Origin of the sequence: Eubacterium ramulus (assembly GCF_045002895.1) — a bacterium.
GTDB lineage: Bacteria > Bacillota > Clostridia > Lachnospirales > Lachnospiraceae > Eubacterium_I > Eubacterium_I ramulus.
The window spans coordinates 2,565,673-2,584,654 of the sequence record NZ_CP173382.1 but is presented as its reverse complement, the minus strand read 5'-3'; the positions used below and the strand labels follow the sequence as shown (position 1 = coordinate 2,584,654).

Sequence of the window (18,982 nt, the reverse complement as noted above, 5' to 3'; positions counted from 1 at the left end):
GATATGACGATCAATGAAAAAGCACTCAAATTACATGAAGAGTGGAAAGGAAAACTAGAAATCAGTTCAAAAACCCCGGTAAAGACACGGGAAGATTTAGCAATTGCATATACACCGGGTGTAGCAGAACCTTGTAAAAAAATAGCAGAAAATGAAGAGGAAGTATACCGCTATACGATGAAAGGCAATACGATCGCAGTTGTATCAGATGGAAGTGCGGTGCTCGGTCTTGGAAATATCGGTGCAAAAGCAGCTATGCCGGTAATGGAAGGAAAAGCAGTATTGTTTAAAGAATTTGGTGGTGTAAATGCGATTCCAATCTGTCTGGATACACAGGATACAGAGGAAATCATCCGTATTGTAAAAGCACTTTCACCGGGATTTGGCGGTATCAATCTGGAAGATATTTCCGCACCGCGTTGTTTTGAAATTGAGGAACGACTGAAACAGGAACTGGACATTCCGGTATTTCATGACGATCAGCACGGAACAGCGATTGTGGTGCTGGCAGGTATCATTAATGCGCTAAAGGTGGTCGGAAAACAGAAAGAGAAGTGTAAAATTGTTGTAAACGGAGCAGGTTCAGCAGGTATTGCCATTACAAAATTGCTGTTGCTCTATGGTTTTCCAGAGATCACCATGTGTGATATTAACGGTATAATCAACAGCCATTCTGCGAATCTGAACTGGATGCAGAAAGAAATGCAGAAGGTGACGAATCTGGAAGATAGGACGGGTACACTGGCAGATGCACTGAAAGGCGCGGATATCTTTGTCGGTGTATCAGCACCAAACATTGTGACCGCAGAAATGGTTGCAGGTATGAACAAAGATGCCATTCTTTTTGCCATGGCAAATCCGGTACCGGAAATTATGCCGGATGTGGCAAAAGCGGCAGGTGCAAGAGTTGTTGGAACGGGACGAAGTGATTTCCCGAATCAGGTAAACAATGTGGTGGTTTTTCCAGGGATCTTTAAAGGTGCATTGGAAAGCCGGGCCACAAAGATCACAGATGAGATGAAGCTGATTGCAGCGAATGCGGTGGCAGGACTTGTGGCAGAGGAAGATCTTTCCGAGGATAATATTTTGCCGGAAGCTTTCGATGAGCGTGTGGCAGAAGCTGTCAGTGCTGCTGTAAAAGCTTGTGTAAAACATTGATTACAGTAAAATAAGTGAAAACTTTCAAACCCTCTCCAAAATAAAATTAAAAAGAAGCTACTCTGAATATATCATCAACTATCATGTCAGGGTGGCTTCTTTGTGTATTTTGGAAAAACATCAGATGTAACAGTAACCAATCGGAAACTTTTTTTCAACCATGGATTGACTTTTTATGAGCTATTCTGTATACTATAAGCATCTGAATAGAACATTTAAGTGTCATGTATTTTGTATTGATACAGAACTGTGGGTATGAGTCAGTTCAAAGCAATGAAGCGGAAATACGTGAAGAATAGTGAATCCGGTCAGAATCCGGAACGGTACCGCCACTGTATGCATGGAGGCGCTGCATGAGACGAAAGTCAGTCATTGGGAACAATCCTGAGAAGGCAATGCAGAGACGCTGTTGATATGTAAGTCAGGAGACCTGCTTAAATGGAAATGCTTATTCATTTTCGGAATTGGAATGAATGGGTTTAGTATGTATGTTTTGCAGAAAATCGGCTGCGGCAGTCTGAAATGGCTTGCCGCAGTTTTTATTTGCAAAATTCAATTCCTGGAGAAGAATTTTTAGTCAGGAGGGCAAGTATGAAACGAAACGAAAAACCAATGAAAGAACGAATACTGGAAGAAGCGTTACAGCTTTTTTCACAGAATGGGTACACCGGAACCTCAATGAATGACATTGCAGCAAAATTAGGAGTGACAAAAGCTGCATTGTACAAACATTATAAGAGTAAACAGGAAATTCTGGACAGCATTGTCGAGAAAGCATCCGAGTATGGTCTGCCGGAGGAACAACAGGGTGAGGATTTTCTAAGTGAAAGACAGGTATCTTATGATGATATCAAGACATATACGAAGGAACAATTTTCTTATTGGACCAGCGAAGAATTCCCAAGTTGTTTCCGGAGAGTGCTGACGCTGGAGCAGTACCGCGATCCGCGGATGGCAAATCTCTATCAGAGATATCTGGCAAAAGGGCCGGTGTCTTATATGGAGCCGATTTTTGAGCAGCTGACCAAAGACAGCCAGAAGGCACGACAACTTGTACTGGACTTTTACGGGCCGATTTTTCTGCTTTACAGTATTTATGACGGAGCAGAGGAGAAGGAGAGTGTGGTGGATATTCTGGATCGTCATGTGGACAGTTTTTCCCAGATATTTCAGCAGAAAGCAACCGCAGTAAAATAACGTGCGACGGATCTGGTTTGTATAAGCAGCAGATTCGTTTGACTTGAATTTAAATTGATAGAAAAAGAGTGGGAAAATAGATAAGTTTCATTATTAAGTATCATGTAGGAGGTTATTATGAAGAAAGAAGGATTTGATTTTTTTCAGAATCGTGCATGTGAGTATTTCCCATGTCACAAAGGGGTTGCAGATGAGGATTTTAACTGTCTGTTCTGTTATTGTCCGCTGTATCTGCTGGGCGATGAGTGCGGAGGCAATTTTGAGTATCTGCCAAATGGTATTAAAAATTGTTCCAACTGCACGCTTCCTCATTGCAGAGAAGGATATGCACATGTGATGAACAAATATCTGTTGATCGCAGAACGGATCCGCAAAAAGCCAAGATGTATGGAGGCCTGATTATTTTCAATTCTTTTGTGAAACAAACATGAAGAGTCTGTGTTTTTCGATGGAAGAACACAGATTTTTCTTTTTGTGCATATGTTGTGATAAGAAATAGATTTCTTTTGGAGTGTAATATGAATTTCGGACAGGAAAGATATTCATGGATGGAACAGGATCCGTACACTGGGGATAAAATGCCCTTTTATATGACATATCCCATGCAGAATACGCTATTTGAGGAGACGGAATATGAGAAGGATTGCAGGCGGATGCAGGAACTGTATCCGAGGGACGCGCGGCAGATTCAGAGTCTGGTAGACCGGGAGTGTGACCGGATGGAATATGAAGGCAGCATGATGTATGATCGTTATCCGGACCGGCTGATGCTGGAAATGCTCTGCAGGAAAATATACCGGGAGCTGAATCCGGATCATATAGACGAGGAGGGACGGCTTCAGGTAGAGGAACGTTATTTTCATCTGATCCAGGTGATGCTGATGCAGGAAATGTATCGAAGAAGATGCAGGCATTATCGGTGTCGGAGATGGTATTAGGGCTTGTATGACGCAAAAAGATACCCTATAATTAGCACAGTAGAAACTCTTGTAGCGAATACCATGGATAATAACGATAGAAAAGAGATATATTATGATAAATGAATGGAAAGAGATACTGGCGGACTGTATGGATCAACATCTGGCAAAAATCATCATCAGTGGTCCGCGGAAAAAAGATAGTGTAAGAAAGATTGAAATCCGTCCGGTGCTGCTGAAGGAGCAGTTGGTGTTTCAGGCAAGTGCCTATACGGAAAAACAGGTGCAGCACTATAATCTGACAGAGGAAGAAGTGTATGAAAAGGTGGCGGGCTGGATGGAAGGATTTCGGCAATTGGAAGTCCTTCATCCGAAAAAACAGGTGCAGGTTCTGGTCAGTAAAAAAGGTAAACGGACGGTGCGCCAGCTTAAGAGCGGCTGCCCGGTGCCTGCTGCCCCACTGGAGCATAACCGCCGGAAAAAATATATTTTGGATCCGGATATTCCGGTACCGTTTCTGCATGACCTTGGGGTGCAGACAAAAGAAGGGAAAATTGTTCATTCCAGATATGATAAGTTTCGCCAGATGAACCGTTTCTTAGAATTTATTGAAGATATTGTTCCGGAGCTTCCAAAAGACAGGGAATCTGTTATTATAGATTTCGGATGTGGAAAATCCTATCTGACATTTGCCATGTATTATTATCTGCATGAGTTGAAACACTATGATGTAAGGATCATCGGGCTGGATCTCAAGGCAGATGTAATCGTACACTGCCAGCAGCTGGCAGAGGATTACGGCTATGAGAAGCTGACATTTTTGACTGGTGATATCGCGGATTATGACGGCGTGGATCATGTGGACATGGTGGTGACGCTGCATGCCTGTGATACGGCGACCGATTATGCTCTGGATAAAGCAGTGCGCTGGGGAGCAAAGGTCATTTTGTCTGTACCATGTTGTCAGCATGAGGTAAATCGTCAGATTGAAAATGAGTTGCTGCAGCCGGTGTTGAAATACGGGCTGATCAAAGAGCGGATGTCTGCGCTGCTGACAGATGCCATCCGGGCAAATTTGTTGGAGGAGGCTGGATATCAGGTGCAGGTTCTGGAGTTTATTGATATGGAACATACACCGAAAAATATTCTGCTCCGTGCAGTGAAATCCGGCAGACAGAAACGGGCGGAGGAACTGACAAAGATGATGGAGGAACTGCATGTTTCCCCAACACTGGCGGCACTGATGAGAGAAGAAAGGGATGCAGCAGATGCGTAGAGGAATACAGAAAATTTTGATTTTGCTGGCAGTTTTTATTGTAGCATTGTTTACTTTTTCAAAGCTGACGAATCATGAGACAAAGGATCTGACCACAGATCTGGCGGCACCGACGCTTCCGGTGGTTTATTTTGAGGATAATGGGCATCCGTTGAATGAACTGCATGGTTATGTGGAGGAAATGTCAGTCATTTCCATGCGGGATACAATTACACCGTTGCCGGAGAACGGAAAACTGTCTCTGCGGATCGATCCTTATGATAATAAGATTAAAGAAGTATCATTCCAGATCCGGAGTCTGAACGGAGACCGGCTGGTACAGGACGGAAACGTCCAGGTGTCCGGAGACAAAACGGCGGTGACCGGAACCATCAGCGTAGAAAATCTGTTGGAAGAGCAGACGGAATATCAGCTGATCCTGCAGGTGACAGCCGGAGAGCAGACCAGCTATTACTATACGAGAATTATGGAAGTAGGAAAGAGTCAGATTGACGCATGCGTGGATTTTGTGGAGGAGTTTCATGCCATTACTATGAATAAGGAACGTCAGTCTGAACTGAGTTCCTATATGGAACCATCTTCCGCAGCAGATAATACGACACTTCAGAAAGTGACAATTAATAACAGTCTGTCTCAGGCATGCTGGGGAGATTTTGTGGGAACGGAAGTGACGACACCGGTGGTTTCCATCAAAGAAATGAATGATGATTATCAGGTGATTCTGCTGGAATACATTATGTCTTCCGTGGGTGACAGTGGAAATTCTGAATATTATAATGTGGAAGAATATTACCGGGTACGTGTCGGCGCGGAAAAAATCTATCTGCTGAGTTTTGAGCGTACTATGGAAGAGATTTTCCGTGGTGAGGGGGATCAGATCAGCAAGGACATGATTGATCTGGGAATCCGATCTGAAAATGTGTCATATAAGACAAATGAGACAGGAAATGTCATCTGTTTTGTGCAGCAGGGAGAACTGTGGAGCTACAATCAGATTGAAAACAATTTGACGAGAGTTTTCAGTTTCCGGAGCCAGGAAGGCATGGATATCCGGGAAAATTATCAGGAACATGATATTCGTATCCTTCGGGTAGACGAGGGAGGAAGTCTGGATTTTGTCGTATATGGTTATATGAACTGCGGTGAGCATGAAGGACAGGTGGGAGTCAGTGTCTGCCACTATGACGGAGTAACTAACACGGTGGAAGAGATGCTGTTTGTACCGACGACACTGTCTTATGAGATTGTAAAAGAGCAGATTGGAAAGTTGATGTATGTGTCTGACAGCGGTGTGTTTTATCTGACAGTTTCCAATCAGGTATACAGGATCCAGATGGACAGCCGTAAGGCGGAAGTGTACATTGACGGTCTGAAATCCGATATGCTGGTAAATTCTGAAGATGGACGGTATATCGCCTGGTCTGAGGATGGTACAACGATGCATGTGACAGATCTTGAAAAAGGAGAGTCCTTTGATATTCATGCAAATGAGAACCAATTGCTGAAACCGCTGGGATTTCTGGGCAGTGACTGCATCTATGGCTGGGGTTACCGTACGGATATTTTCAGTACTCAGACTCAGACGGATACACTGGCACTAAGCCAGGTGCTTATTGTGGATACATCGGACAGCGCACATTCTGTGCTGAAGACTTATGAGACACCAGGTATTTATGTGACCGGTATCCGGATTCAGGACGGAAGTATTTACCTGAGCCGTGTCATGAAAAATGGTGACATTTATGTGGATACTACCGAAGATACGATCATGAACCGGGATCTGCAGGAGAAGGATCAGGTGAATATCGATACTGTTGTATCGGATGTAAAACAGAAGGAAGTTGTTCTGAAGCTTCTGGAGGAGACTTCCGGCAGCACACCGAAAACGCTGATTCCAAAATTGATCGAAAACGAGGAGCCAAATACGCTGGAAATAAAAAATCTGAATGCTTCCAGTGCTTATTATGTATATGCAAAGGGAAAAGTGGTGCTGGCAACGGACGATATGGCAGCGGCTGTGCAGAGCGCAGATGCAAATAAAGGTGTTGTGATCGGAAATAATCTGTTGTATGTATGGCGGTTGGGGCAGAGTCAGACTCAAGAGCCTCTGACTATTGAATAACAGCAGAGGATAGTGTATAAGAAATAAAATAAAAGTACCTGAAAGCGGAAGAGTGCCGCTGACGTGTGGAAAATCTCATACGTCAGCGGTATTTTTTGTCAAATGAAAAAAGATTCTTATTTGTTAATAGTTCAGTATTCTTCAAATGTACATATCGTAAACATGGAATGTTTTACTTGTTACAGTGTAAGTGCGTGACAAGAAAACTGTATGAAAAATAGCATAAAATTCCACAAAAATAATATATTACAACAAGAGAAAACATGGATATGACAGTATGGAGCGAATGTATGGAATTGCAGCCATAACCAGTGTCTGTATTCTGGTAATCTTAATTGGTGTATTGAAGAAAAATGCCGAAGTTCTCTTGAATTTCGCGGCTCGGACGGTGGTGTGTTTTCTATGTTCCCACTTTCTGAACAGCTTCTTTCTGGCACGGGGGCTGGATGTGGCGGTAGGGATTAATCTTATCAGCTTTTTGACATATGGAACCCTTGGTATCAGTGGAATGGCAGCACTTTATGGCATTTTATTTTTACAATTGTTGTGATATTGCACAAAGGGAAAAATGGCATAAAAAAGAGGGGTAGACAGTAGGGAAAAAACATCCTATAATCGGTCTCACAAAGGAGGCGGAACGTATGTGAGACTTATTCAGATTAGTGTGACATCGGTCTGGCTGCTTCGGGCAGTGGAAATGGATTTTGCCCGGGGAAAGATCAGAAATCGATGGTTGATGATGGGAATACTACTGGGCGTGGTGCTTTGGATTCCCGGAATGAAAGAGGCAGGTTTTCCGGAATTACTGGGAGGACTGTTATTGCCGGTACTTATCTGTTGGATCCCGTTTCGAATGCGGGGCTTGGGAGCCGGTGATATTAAATTATTATGTGTAGTTGGCTGCTTAAATGGCAGTCGGGATATTATCTATTGTATCTGTATTTCTTTCCTGCTTGCAGCAGGATTCTCATTCGGCAGATTGCTGAATCGAAAGCAGTTTCGGACAAGTATGCGAAGCTGTATTCAATATTTTCGACGAATTGCAGCACTTGGAAAAATTGTTTCTTATGACGGAAGAAAAGTGCCCGGACATCAAATTCATTTTTCTGCATTTATCCTTTTGGGATATGCAGCAGTTCTGGGGGTGAATCTGTGCAAATTTATACCATTGTAATTGGTGGTCTGGAAAAATCTTATATGCAAAAGCTGGTGTTGTATCTCAATGAACGACTGGGGAAAAGTGCCCGGGTGGAACTGTTGGAACACTGGGAAATACCAGAGCAACCGGAAGTTTGGGAAATGAAAAAACAATCAGTGGGAGGGCCCATGGAGGGTAGTAAATGCTGGGATACGGGAATTGGTTCAGAGGCATTTATTACTTATCTGACAGAACAGCATCTGGTAAATCATACCTTGACGGTGACAGCACAGAAATGTACGGAGAAGGGTACGGAGAAGGCTGTTGTGTATCAATATCAGCCCAGGGACTGTCTGTATCGTGAGATTGTTTCAAAATGTCCGATGAATGTCGGAGGAAGACAAAAAGTGGAGCAGGAAGGCGGTAGACAGCGGTGGATGGTATTTACCGGAGAGGGGCAGAGTGGAGTACTTATGGCATTTTCGTTGTTTTACGCCTGGATGCTATCAGAGACAAAGAAAGTGTTGTATGTCAATTTTACAGAATGCAGTGAAATGACGGAATTGTTTGAACTGGTGGAACAGCCGGAAGATTTCAGTGACTTTCTGCTTGCTCTGCGCAGGCAGTCCGCAGCTTCCCTGGCATGCTATACCGGGCGGATCGATGAACTGGAATATCTGATTCCGGCAGATAATCCGCAGATTTTGAGAGAACTGACAGAAGCGGATATGAACCGCTTACTTGTAAGTATTGCACAGGCAGATCAGTATGAGTTGGTTGTGTTTACTCTGGGAACGCTGGTGTGTGGTTGTGAACAGATCTTTTTACAGGCAGAATCGAGGATTCATTTGTGCGGGATGCATCTGATGGAGCAGTGTGCAGGCCGGGAAAAGAAGCGGTTTGTCAGCAGATGCGCACCAGGCAGAGAAGATGTTATGAAGCGGATCGTTCTTCCTGAGATGAAGTGTGAACATACTGGGGTCACGTTGTTATATGAATGGCGTGAGACGGAACCTGGGCGGCTGGCAGCAGAACTTATTTCAGCCGGGGATTGAAGTAAAGGGAACATAAACATTCCCCTTACCCACCGCTTAGTGCTCTATACACTTGAAGCGAGGGAGTACATTGTCTGGGAGTGATATTACAGAAGAAAGGGGGAAATTATGCAGGAAAAGGAAGCAGTCTGGCAGGAGATTCGAAATCGGGTTTTTCAAAATATGGATCTGTCCGGAGAAATATCGGACAAAGAGCTGAAACGGATGATCGCGGAGGAAGTGCGGCAGTTTGGCAAAGTACACTTACTGTCCTTGCATGCGCGCGAAACTTGTGAAGAACAGATTTTCAATTCTTTTCGGAAGCTGGATATCTTACAGGAACTGCTGGATGATCCGGAGGTTACTGAGATTATGGTTAATGGTGCAGCACATATTTTTTATGAAAAACAAGGTGTGCTTTATCCATGGGAAAAAGGGCAGCTTTCGGAAGAACGGCTGCGGGATATGATACAGCAGATGGTGGGTGCTGCAGACCGCATTGTCAATGAGGCACAGCCAATTGTGGATACGAGACTTCCGGATGGCTCCCGTGTCAATATTGTTTTGCAACCGGTATCGTTGGATGGTTCCTGTATTTCAATCCGAAAATTTTGTGGAATACCAATGAATCTTGCGTATCTGGTGCAGTCAGAAGCTATATCAGAGGAAGCGGCGGAGCTGCTGAAACTGCTGGTAAAGGCGGGATACAATATTTTTATTTCAGGAGGGACAGGTTCCGGAAAGACGACATTTCTCAATGCACTTTCGGAATATATACCAGAGGGGGAGCGTGTCATTACCATAGAAGATTCTGCAGAACTTCAGTTGAACAATATAAAAAATCTGGTGCGGCTTGAGACGCGTCCGGCAAATGGACAGGGTGCACAGGAAATTAGTATCCGGGATCTGATCCGCACGGCTCTGCGTATGCGGCCGGACCGCATTATTGTGGGAGAAGTCCGCGGAGCAGAGGCACTGGATATGCTGCAGGCTATTATATGGACTATATTATAATTATATATATGACGTTTATAAAGATTAGAATGGATACTTAGGAGAGGAGAAGAAATACATCATGAACATTAAGTATAGATTATTGTGTAAGAGGTTAAGGCAAGAACGAAAGAGAGTAGGTGTCATTCAATACTATAATGTACTGTTCATAATGGAGTTAATGACAGATAAAGATATATGGTGTATGGAACAGTTAAGCAATGGAATAAAAAGGATGTATATGAAAGACATACATGAGTGGTGTAGATTGCATTCTATAGAATACCAAACGGTATTTGTTTATAGAAAGGAATACTCTTTAGTGGCAAATATATGGAATGCATATTCGTATCTTCGCTGGAGAGTGGAAAATGTTTGGGGGCAAAGATAAGTAAGAGGGAGCCCTGAAATAGGGCATCCTTCTTGTGTTCAGAAAATGCATGTGATAAATGATATATCAAGTTATTTTTTTGGAGGATTTCCCTTGAATATTACTTGAAAAATTAATCAGTTTTGCTACTACTAGTCATTGAATATTAAAGTTTTGTTGATGCTGGCGATATTATTTTCTACTAGGAGATTAAGTATCCTGTCTATGTCTAGCGAGTTGTCGTTTATCAGATGAACAAGAGTAGTGTATACATCCTGTGTAGCAGGGATACTAATATTCAGTGTTCTTAATGTGGATTCCAGAACAACAGGGTTATTTAAAATTGAAAGCACTGCATGTAAGTAATTAAGTTTAATCACTCTATTATTTAATCGTGGCTTTTTTATTTCTGAGCCAAGAGCAGAAAGAACACCAGCTATATCACGACCTTGTTGTATGACACAAGCAGTACCTTCATCTATTAATTTTTTTGTTCCTGTTTGAATTTCTTCTACGACCTCTCCGATTGCGGGACAGAAAATAGGCTTTTTTTGCCTTCTGGCATGTTCAACGTTATGCATGGTTCCACCTTTTTCGTCACATTCATAGATCACAATAACTTTTGATAAACCTACAATCAGGCGATTTCTATTTACAAATCTAAATTTATCAGGTTTAGTTCCTACGGCATATTCTGACATTAAAATACCACCAGTTTCCAGAATTCTTTCTGCCAGAGCTGTATTCTCTTTTGGATAAATTGTATCAAGTCCATGGGCTAAAACAGCAACAGTCTTACCATTAGCAGAAATACAAGCTTGATGTGATAATTTATCTACGCCACAAGCGAGACCTGAAATGATTGAGCAGTCTTCATGCACCCATTGAGGAACTAAATAGTTTACAGCATTATATGAAAGTCTTGTGGGTTTTCGAGTTCCAACACAAGCAATTGTTTTTAAAGATATATCAGAGAATTCAGCTCCTTTATAATATATGATAGCTGGAGGATTACTTATTAAAGCCAACTCTTTTGGATATGATGAAGCAGTGAAGTAAGTTGTTTTAATTCCAAGCTCTTTATTACGAGTAAGAATATAATCTGCCTTAGATAAAGCTAAATCAACTGCTGATGAATCTGAAAATATGTCATGGAGCGGCATCAAGTCCAGATTCTTTTCAAATATACTTTGATTTTTATTTTCAAACATATCCACGATATCATAAGAGTGTTCTCTTAAAAGCGATATTAAATTATTATTTTTAAGCCCAAGTTCGGATAAGGCAATAATATATCTTGTCACAAGTGATTCCTCTATTCATTATGAATTGAAAATATCATATAAATCAGATACTTCCTGTTTTGCATTATCATTTACTCTAAAATCAACTAAAGTAGAGCTTTCTGTTAGTTGGTAAGAGTAATCCTTTTTATATACAGAGCCGGTAATAGTATATTCTTTTTTTTGAAATGGTTTTTTGAATACGCCCATAGAAATAAAAATAATTTTGTTTGCTCCTAGAGATTCTAATAAACATCTGACGGAGTTAAAGGTATTTCCATGTGTCATATAGTCATCAAATATGCATACATTAAATCGGCCCTCGTCTCTTAATTTATCAATCTTTTTTTTGTAATCAGGATTAATACAAAGAGTAGCAAATTCGTCATTTCCACCTAACGATGCACGTTGTTGAGAAGTTCGATTGATGTGTGCCTGCTTTTTGGTGGTATGTCGAATTAACAAATTAGTCTCTCTCCTTGGCACTGTTGCAGCATAATTTTTAGGAAGACGTTTTCCTTTTAAACACCTGATTGAAGTCATAAAAGAATATAAATCTTCGTTAACTTCGCAATTAGAGGATGGAACCATACCGAATAATTCAATGTCATCAAATTCTGTGGAATTTGTCATGCCTGCTAAGAAGTGATATAAAAGAATTTTATAGTAATTTCTGCTTTTTCCTTCTTTCAGTAATTCTTGAAAATGCTGCATCATTTCTTTTTCTTCAGGTGTTTTAGCATAGTAACCATACCTTGCGTCCATAAGAGAATAGCAAGTTGTTTTATCATCTATAGTGAGTTTGGAGTACCATACATTTTGATTATTCAGCGTAAGAATAAATTTATATAATTGTTTTACAGTATCTACATGTACACCGTATTTTTGTGGTTTATCTTCTAGCGGTAACCAAGTCGGAACAATATAGAGTGAACGTGTATTAACTGCTAGTTGAAAATCCGTATTTTTTCCGCCAATAAATACAAAATAATTATTTCTATTTTTGTTTGACGATACAAAATCTTTTAAAGTACTTCTATCACGAAAGTGGAAATTACTATATCCATGTTCACGAAATGCTTTTTCATATTTAGTTAAAACATCAGTTTTTCTGCTGTAGAAGTAGATGGTATTATCTGTATTTTCTGAAAGCTGTTTGAACTTTTCCTTAAATTTGTCACGTTTTTTCCTCATGCGCTCAAGATTAAAATTGGATAAATCCAGTTCTTGATAATCTGTAGGATCAAGATTTGACTTCAATAAATCCAGATTACAAAAAATTAGTTTTTTCATTGGTTACCTCCTCTTATTTTTGGAAGATGAAAATACTATATGGTATAAAATATTTGGTTTGTTTTTATATCTTCTATATTATCAGTATCTAAAGAAAACTTCAATTGGATTATATGTATACGGTACTCATGGGTTACAGTATACATATATTTATTATCTTTTATTAGAGATATTCATTGGCTTGCCAGAGTATTGTAATCTAAGGAGTTTGATATTTAAATAAAATGATAAAGGGTTCGACAGTACTAGAACTATATGATAAAATTGAGAAGGTACAAAGAGAATATGAGCGCTTAGACAGTGGATTGACAGCAATGGAGTACAATATCATATAGTGCTATTTTTTTTGAACAAATACTTCTGTTTCCCTTAGTAAATACTTTCAAGATACATCTCTAATATTTTTGCCGATTTGTAGGTACAATTAAAGTAACTACTATCGGAAAAGAGGTGTATTTACTTGCGTACAGAGGATTATATTGCAGACAATATTGTAGCTTTGTGCAAAAAACGTGATATGAGTAAATATCGGTTGTCACAGCTGACAGGTATATCTCAATCTTCGATTGGAAAGATCATTGCTAAAGAAAGTCTACCAACAATGCCTACTGTGGAAAAAATATGTGATGCACTGGGAGTAACAATGGCTCAGTTTTTTGCAGGGATGGACGTTCCGGTAAATTTATCTGAGTCACAACAAGAGGTCTTAAAGATTTGGGATGGTCTTGATGAAAAAGAACAAGCGGTAGTAATGGCTATGCTCCGAGGACTTCAGAAATAAAGGAAACAGTTGTAACGAAAATGTTGACTGTTTCTTTTTTTATGGGTAGGTGGAGAATATGTTGATTGAAAAGAGATTTTTTGATAGTGCAAAAAGTGAAGATGAAGAAATAAAAAGAGAACTGGAAGCTGAAAAAGCAAAAATGACAGAAGAAGAAAAATTGGAAGAAAAAAAACAGCGTGAAGTAGAGGTGAAGGAAATCATTCGTAAAGCGGAAGAACAGATGAAGAAACATAAGAAGATTCCTGATTCTAAGAAAATTGTTGAGTTTACGTTTTTACAAAAGGCGGCATTGGAGATTGCAGAACATATGAGTATGAATATAAAAACTGAGCGCAAAGAGGATGATTTATGGGGGACTATTGAATTTGCCTTTGAAAATATGTGGTTTTTGGATACCACACCACCTGAATGGGTTGATACATGGAATACCCTATTGAAAGAAGCACATAGTGTATACATTGAAATAAAGAATAATATGATTGTGTATCAATATTCTTATGATTTATCCAAAGAAGTGATAATCTGAAAAAAATGATTTTATTTGCATATAGGTCAAAGAACGATTGAAAAGTTGCTGCTTTGAACATTTGCAGTAATCGTTTATTCGTCCCGTGGAATAAATGATTGCTTTTATTCGTCCCCTCGAATATAATATAACTAATGTCTATAAGCGGAAAACGAGGAAGGAGATAATTCGATGGAATATATGACAGCAAGTCAAGCAGCCAAAAAGTGGAATATATCACAAAGACGTGTTCAAATACTGTGCTCAGAAGATCGGATTCCTGGCGCATTCAAACTTGGAGAAAATTGGGCAATACCATCTGAAATGGAGAAGCCCGAAGATAAAAGAAAAAAGGCGGTTGATAAAAATGAATCAGTATAATGCCATAGACCTTTTCTGTGGAGCTGGTGGTCTTTCATATGGTTTTGAATGCGCTGGCTTTAATATATTGCTGGGAATTGATAATGACCAGAAGGCGCTTGAAGTATTTGAGAGAAACCATAAGGGTGCTAAAAGTATTTGCGGAGATATTACTCAAATAGATTACGAGCAGATAAAGGAAAAAATTGGTGATAAGAGAATTGACATTATTATTGGCGGTCCTCCTTGCCAAGGTATGTCGCTTTCTGGACCGAGAAAGTTTGATGATCCAAGAAACAAGTTGTATCTTTCGTATATTAGATTAGTTGATGAGATAAAACCACGAGCGTTTGTTATTGAAAATGTCCCAGGGCTTGTAAGTTTGTTCAATGGCCAAATAAAGGACAGTATTATCGAGAAATTTACTGCAATGGGTTATAAAGTAAAATATCAGATTCTTTGTGCGTCTGATTATGGTGTTCCTCAGAATAGAAAGAGAGTTGTTTTTGTTGGAACTCGAGAAGATGTAGAATTTGAGTATCCCGAAAAGATTTCAGAACAGGTAACTTGCAAAATGGCACTCTCTGACTTGCCACCTTTGGAGGATGAACTTGGTGAGGATATTTCTGATTACGCAACTGAGCCAACGAATTCCTATCAGAAACTGATGCGTGAAAGATCAAAAAAGGTACATAATCATGTTGCGGCGGCACATTCTGAAAAGGTAAAAAAGATTATTTCTCTTGTTCCTGATGGCTGCAATTATAAGAGCCTTCCTGAAGAGTATCGTGAATCTCGTAACTTTCATGTGGCATGGACGCGATTTGCTAGCAACAAACCGGCACCAACAATTGACACAGGACATAGACACCACTTCCATTATCAATATAATCGTGTGCCAACGGTACGTGAATGTGCAAGATTGCAGTCTTTTCCAGATGATTTCATTTTTTTAGGAAATAAGACGCAGCAATTCCGTCAGGTAGGTAATGCTGTACCGCCACTTATGGCCCAAGCAATTGCGAAGCAGGTAATGGCTATGTTGGAGGAGAAAAACTAATGAGCGTATATCAAATTCCTGAAGAATATTTCTTCAGAATACATCACTGTAGACCTCGTTTTAAGGGGAATGTTGAAAATGTATTGATTTATATAGCTACTGAGATCACAAGAATTGGTGATGCACCCAAGGATGAGTTTAACAATTCTTTGAACAATGCAATTAAGTGTTTTCCAGGAAATTCTACCCTTGCCTTAAAAACGGTTAATAACTGGAGAACAGAGATTTCATCTTTATTTGGATTATTTTACGAGGATGAAAATCACTATAATCATGCAATGCTAAGGGCAAAAGAATTAGCTGAGCATAATGACTTAGTTGAGTTTTTTAAGTTGTTCTTATATTACTTTCAGTATCCTGGTGCTCACATCAAATCTAGAGATGTTTTAGAGCAGATTGAAGCAGGCATTCATTTTAAACCCACTCAATATATACTGAAATTACTCAAGACTGCCGAGGAGAACACTGGAAAACGATGTGGAATCACGAAAGAGGAGGCTTGCTACTGTATCTTCAATGATCTCCGATGCACAAGAGATAATGAAGATGTTGTTATCACTTGGCAACGAATTCAAAGAAACCGAGATTTGGAAATAGAATATGTTGCGGATGGTGACGTTACGAGGTATGCCGGTGATATTTTGGACTATATGCAACATGCAAATTTATTAGTTTCCTATAATAACAAGGAATTCTTCATAAATCACAGCGAAAACGAAGCGATTCTAAAATATATCAATTCAACAGAATGGTTTTCTGAATATGATACTATGATTGCCAATAGGTCTGGCACGATTCAGGATGTAAATGATTGTCGATGCGATTGGTTTCGCTATGTAAATCGAGAAGCTGGGGAAACAGATTTTGCAACTGATATCACATCCTTCTTTGCTGTTGAATCTGAAATCCCGACAGAGCCGGAGTCGAAGATGCAGCTGTTCGCAGCATATATGGAGAAGTTGAAGAGTTTAGAATCTTTGAAAACAAAGGATATTGGAGATATTGGAGAAAGTTTGGTTCATGGGCATGAGTGTCAGCGCCTGAAAATTGGAGGACGAGAAGATCTTGTTCACTTGGTTGTTAAAATTCCTACTGAACTGGGTGTTGGGTATGACATTAGTTCAAGAGAACTTGATGACACAATACGAAATATTGAGGTTAAAACAACCATTAGTACAAAGCCAATCGTATTTAATAAAATTCATCTTACTCCGAACGAATGGCAGGCAGCCAAGAGTTATAAAGAAAGATACTTTGTATATCGCCTAATGGTCAGTAAGACAGAAATTAAGCTCTATATCCTTCAGAATCCTGTTGAACTGTTTAAACAAGACTTAATTGATATTACGCCACGAGAAGGAATGGAAATTACATTCAGAGAAGCTGCGGGGCATTACGAGGAGTTATTAGCATGGGTGTAAAATTAAAAGTGGCATCATTGTTTTGTGGATGCGGAGGCACTGATGTTGGAATGCAAGGAGATTTTGATTACCTTGGGAACCATTATGCTTCCAATGACATTGAAATTGTATATGCAAACGACTTTGAACAGACAGCGTGCAATATTTTTGAAGAGAATTTTGGGTTAAAGCCTGATAATCGAGATATTCGAACTGTAAAAACTGAGGAGCTCCCTGAATTTGATATTTTAACAGGAGGTTTTCCTTGTCAGTCTTTTTCGATTGTTGCACAGAACCCGAAACGATTAGGTATCAAAGATGAAAAAGGTATGCTTTTCTTTGAAATGTGTAGAATACTTAGAGAGCGTAAACCCAAATGCTTTATTGCAGAAAATGTAAAAGGGCTACTTACAGCTAATAAGAAAGAAGCATTTCCTTTAATTATTAAAGAGTTCGAGGAAAGCGGATATAATGTAACATATCATGTTTTGAAGGCTGTTGAGTATGGTGTTCCACAAAAAAGAGAACGTGTTATCATAGTTGGATTCAAAAAAGAATTGGGAATCAAATTTGATTTTCCCAATCCGGTCATAAAACGGGAAGAAGATTATGTGCCCCTTAAGGAAGTAATTGAAGCAAATGTTGATGAGAAGTACTTCTTTTCGCAAAGGGCTGTTGATGGAATGATGAGAAATAGGGCTACAATGAATAAGGGAAGAGCTCAGAACATCGAGGAACCTTGTAATACGGTTGGTGCACATTTGGCGAAAGTATCGCTTAATAGCACAGATCCAGTATTGATGGAAGGTGGGCGATATCGTCGCTTTACTCCAAGAGAAGTTGCAAGGATACAATCTTTTCCTGATACATTCAAGTTGATTGAAAGTGAAAGTGCTCAGTATAGAGCATTAGGAAATGCGATACCACCAGTAATGTTTTGGTATGTAATGAGAGCTGTAAAGTTAGCTCTTGAACAGTAGCTTAATGATTAGGCAAGGGTAATTTGGACATTTACTCCAAAGGACGATTTAGAATTATCTATGGAATGTAGTGATGGACAAAATTTGACAAAGTAAAATTTCCTTAGAAAATTGAAAGTGAAGGATGTCAACAATTAATCGTTGATGTCCTTTTCTTTATTTGGAGTATTGAAAAAATAAGAAAAATAATTTGAGCGCAATAATTAGTATGAGTAAAAAATGTAAAATTTGAATTATGAGGTATATACGATTTTTCCATTTTTTGTATTTTTTAATTTTGGGCAGGGAACCAAAATTGGCAATTTTGCGGAAGTGTATACACACTTCCTGTCCTTGCTATTTTTTAATCACATAGTGATTTCACAGGGATATAGGGCTGTTTAGCCTATTTTCTCTCCCTGTGTTGTGACCGAAGAAATTCGGGGAACTAAGTATATATTTATGCTGAATGTGAGGAACTGGGGAGCACAATCCTCAGCAAGATTTCAACATCCGGAAAATGCCATATTGCTAAAATAGCGATATGGTATTACCGGGGTGGATCTTGCTCTAATGTGTACAGTAACCTCGGCATAAATAGAAAGAATGGGTTTGGGGAATCCCCAGCAAGATAAAAACCTGATGAAAGAACATTTGTCGGAAAGACAATATTGTTAAACACAGGTGGATCTTGCTCTGGGGTAAGAAAGAAGTATCTTTATATTATCAAAATGATATTTGGAGTTTATGTTGTTGGAAAGTCGTAAGCAGGAAGATAACTTCAAGTTGTTGGTGCAAATATAATGAATAGAAGTGTCCAGTACATTTTTGGTGATGGGTATTTTGGTGGAATCCATTTTTATTTATTTTGAATAATAAAATTTTGAATCTGCAGCCGATTCTGCCTGCCGGACAATGTTTTTAGATATCTGTAAACGTCACGGACTGGAACTTGATGAAGAACCATCGTATGATGGAAGAAAGTATTTGGAAACACGATAGAAGCAAACGCTGTACTTATCGTCTTGTCTGGCAGGGAAGATTATTAGGCATTAACCAGAGAGATATCGGCAGAGAAAACAGAAGTGATAGACAATGATATTTGTTAGATATGCTTCTTGTCGTTGGCTGTA

At 39.7% G+C, this 18,982-nt stretch carries 18 protein-coding genes and 1 riboswitch; of the genes, 16 read left to right on the top strand and 2 right to left on the bottom strand.

Annotated elements, in window-relative coordinates; translation table 11 throughout:
• Positions 1-3: 3 nt before the first annotated feature.
• From ACIRUQ_RS12140 to ACIRUQ_RS12095, 10 genes are all read left to right on the top strand, one after another.
• Positions 4-1,158, top strand: coding sequence for an NADP-dependent malic enzyme (locus ACIRUQ_RS12140; protein WP_021738591.1), 1,155 nt, complete (start codon positions 4-6; stop codon positions 1,156-1,158).
• A gap of 244 nt (positions 1,159-1,402) precedes the next feature.
• Positions 1,403-1,611: riboswitch (cobalamin riboswitch) on the top strand.
• A gap of 138 nt (positions 1,612-1,749) precedes the next feature.
• A complete protein-coding gene (locus ACIRUQ_RS12135; protein ID WP_022035047.1) occupies positions 1,750-2,355 on the top strand; it encodes a TetR/AcrR family transcriptional regulator in 606 nt (201 codons plus the stop codon).
• Between the two features lie 117 nt (positions 2,356-2,472).
• Positions 2,473-2,754, top strand: a complete 282-nt coding sequence (locus ACIRUQ_RS12130) for a cysteine-rich small domain-containing protein (RefSeq protein WP_021738593.1) — start codon at positions 2,473-2,475, stop codon at positions 2,752-2,754.
• 119 nt (positions 2,755-2,873) lie between these two features.
• Complete coding sequence (locus ACIRUQ_RS12125; protein ID WP_021738595.1) at positions 2,874-3,293, top strand: hypothetical protein; 420 nt, start codon at positions 2,874-2,876, stop codon at positions 3,291-3,293.
• A 94-nt stretch (positions 3,294-3,387) separates the two neighbouring features.
• The gene (locus ACIRUQ_RS12120; RefSeq protein ID WP_021738596.1) at positions 3,388-4,548 is read left to right on the top strand and encodes an SAM-dependent methyltransferase; all 1,161 of its coding nucleotides are present in this window, start codon (positions 3,388-3,390) and stop codon (positions 4,546-4,548) included.
• Complete coding sequence (locus tag ACIRUQ_RS12115) at positions 4,541-6,670, top strand: hypothetical protein (protein WP_156330944.1); 2,130 nt, start codon at positions 4,541-4,543, stop codon at positions 6,668-6,670. The genes ACIRUQ_RS12120 and ACIRUQ_RS12115 overlap by 8 nt, the downstream gene beginning before the upstream one ends.
• A gap of 277 nt (positions 6,671-6,947) precedes the next feature.
• On the top strand, positions 6,948-7,220 hold the full coding sequence (locus ACIRUQ_RS12110) for a pro-sigmaK processing inhibitor BofA family protein (RefSeq protein ID WP_021738599.1): 273 nt from the start codon (positions 6,948-6,950) through the stop codon (positions 7,218-7,220).
• A gap of 93 nt (positions 7,221-7,313) precedes the next feature.
• A complete protein-coding gene (locus tag ACIRUQ_RS12105; protein WP_021738600.1) occupies positions 7,314-7,844 on the top strand; it encodes a prepilin peptidase in 531 nt (176 codons plus the stop codon).
• Complete coding sequence (locus ACIRUQ_RS12100) at positions 7,823-8,863, top strand: hypothetical protein (protein ID WP_055289284.1); 1,041 nt, start codon at positions 7,823-7,825, stop codon at positions 8,861-8,863. The genes ACIRUQ_RS12105 and ACIRUQ_RS12100 overlap by 22 nt, the downstream gene beginning before the upstream one ends.
• A 108-nt stretch (positions 8,864-8,971) precedes the next feature.
• Positions 8,972-9,856, top strand: coding sequence for a CpaF family protein (locus ACIRUQ_RS12095; protein WP_055289282.1), 885 nt, complete (start codon positions 8,972-8,974; stop codon positions 9,854-9,856).
• 501 nt (positions 9,857-10,357) lie between these two features.
• Here ACIRUQ_RS12095 and dprA read toward each other — a convergent pair.
• Together dprA and ACIRUQ_RS12085 are read right to left on the bottom strand one after the other, a co-directional pair.
• Positions 10,358-11,509, bottom strand: coding sequence for a DNA-processing protein DprA (dprA, locus tag ACIRUQ_RS12090; protein ID WP_055289278.1), 1,152 nt, complete (start codon positions 11,507-11,509; stop codon positions 10,358-10,360).
• Between the two features lie 18 nt (positions 11,510-11,527).
• Positions 11,528-12,781 carry a hypothetical protein gene (locus ACIRUQ_RS12085; RefSeq protein WP_055289277.1) on the bottom strand — a complete coding sequence of 418 codons (1,254 nt, stop codon included), beginning with the start codon at positions 12,779-12,781 and terminating at the stop codon, positions 11,528-11,530.
• A 460-nt stretch (positions 12,782-13,241) separates the two neighbouring features.
• On the opposite strand from ACIRUQ_RS12085, the gene ACIRUQ_RS12080 reads away from it, so the two are divergent.
• The 6 genes from ACIRUQ_RS12080 (at position 13,242) to dcm (ending at position 17,870) form a co-directional block, all read left to right on the top strand.
• A complete protein-coding gene (locus tag ACIRUQ_RS12080) occupies positions 13,242-13,562 on the top strand; it encodes a helix-turn-helix domain-containing protein (RefSeq protein WP_082432673.1) in 321 nt (106 codons plus the stop codon).
• A 58-nt stretch (positions 13,563-13,620) separates the two neighbouring features.
• Positions 13,621-14,091, top strand: a complete 471-nt coding sequence (locus tag ACIRUQ_RS12075; protein ID WP_055289275.1) for a hypothetical protein — start codon at positions 13,621-13,623, stop codon at positions 14,089-14,091.
• A gap of 171 nt (positions 14,092-14,262) precedes the next feature.
• Entirely contained in the window at positions 14,263-14,451 is a 189-nt protein-coding gene (locus tag ACIRUQ_RS12070) for a DNA-binding protein (RefSeq protein ID WP_055289273.1), read from the top strand.
• A complete protein-coding gene (locus tag ACIRUQ_RS12065) occupies positions 14,438-15,490 on the top strand; it encodes a DNA cytosine methyltransferase (protein ID WP_055289271.1) in 1,053 nt (350 codons plus the stop codon). Before ACIRUQ_RS12070 ends, ACIRUQ_RS12065 begins: the two co-directional genes overlap by 14 nt.
• Entirely contained in the window at positions 15,490-16,911 is a 1,422-nt protein-coding gene (locus ACIRUQ_RS12060) for a protein NO VEIN domain-containing protein (protein WP_055289269.1), read from the top strand. Before ACIRUQ_RS12065 ends, ACIRUQ_RS12060 begins: the two co-directional genes overlap by 1 nt.
• Complete coding sequence (gene dcm / locus ACIRUQ_RS12055; RefSeq protein WP_082432672.1) at positions 16,902-17,870, top strand: DNA (cytosine-5-)-methyltransferase; 969 nt, start codon at positions 16,902-16,904, stop codon at positions 17,868-17,870. Before ACIRUQ_RS12060 ends, dcm begins: the two co-directional genes overlap by 10 nt.
• Positions 17,871-18,982 lie beyond the last annotated feature (1,112 nt).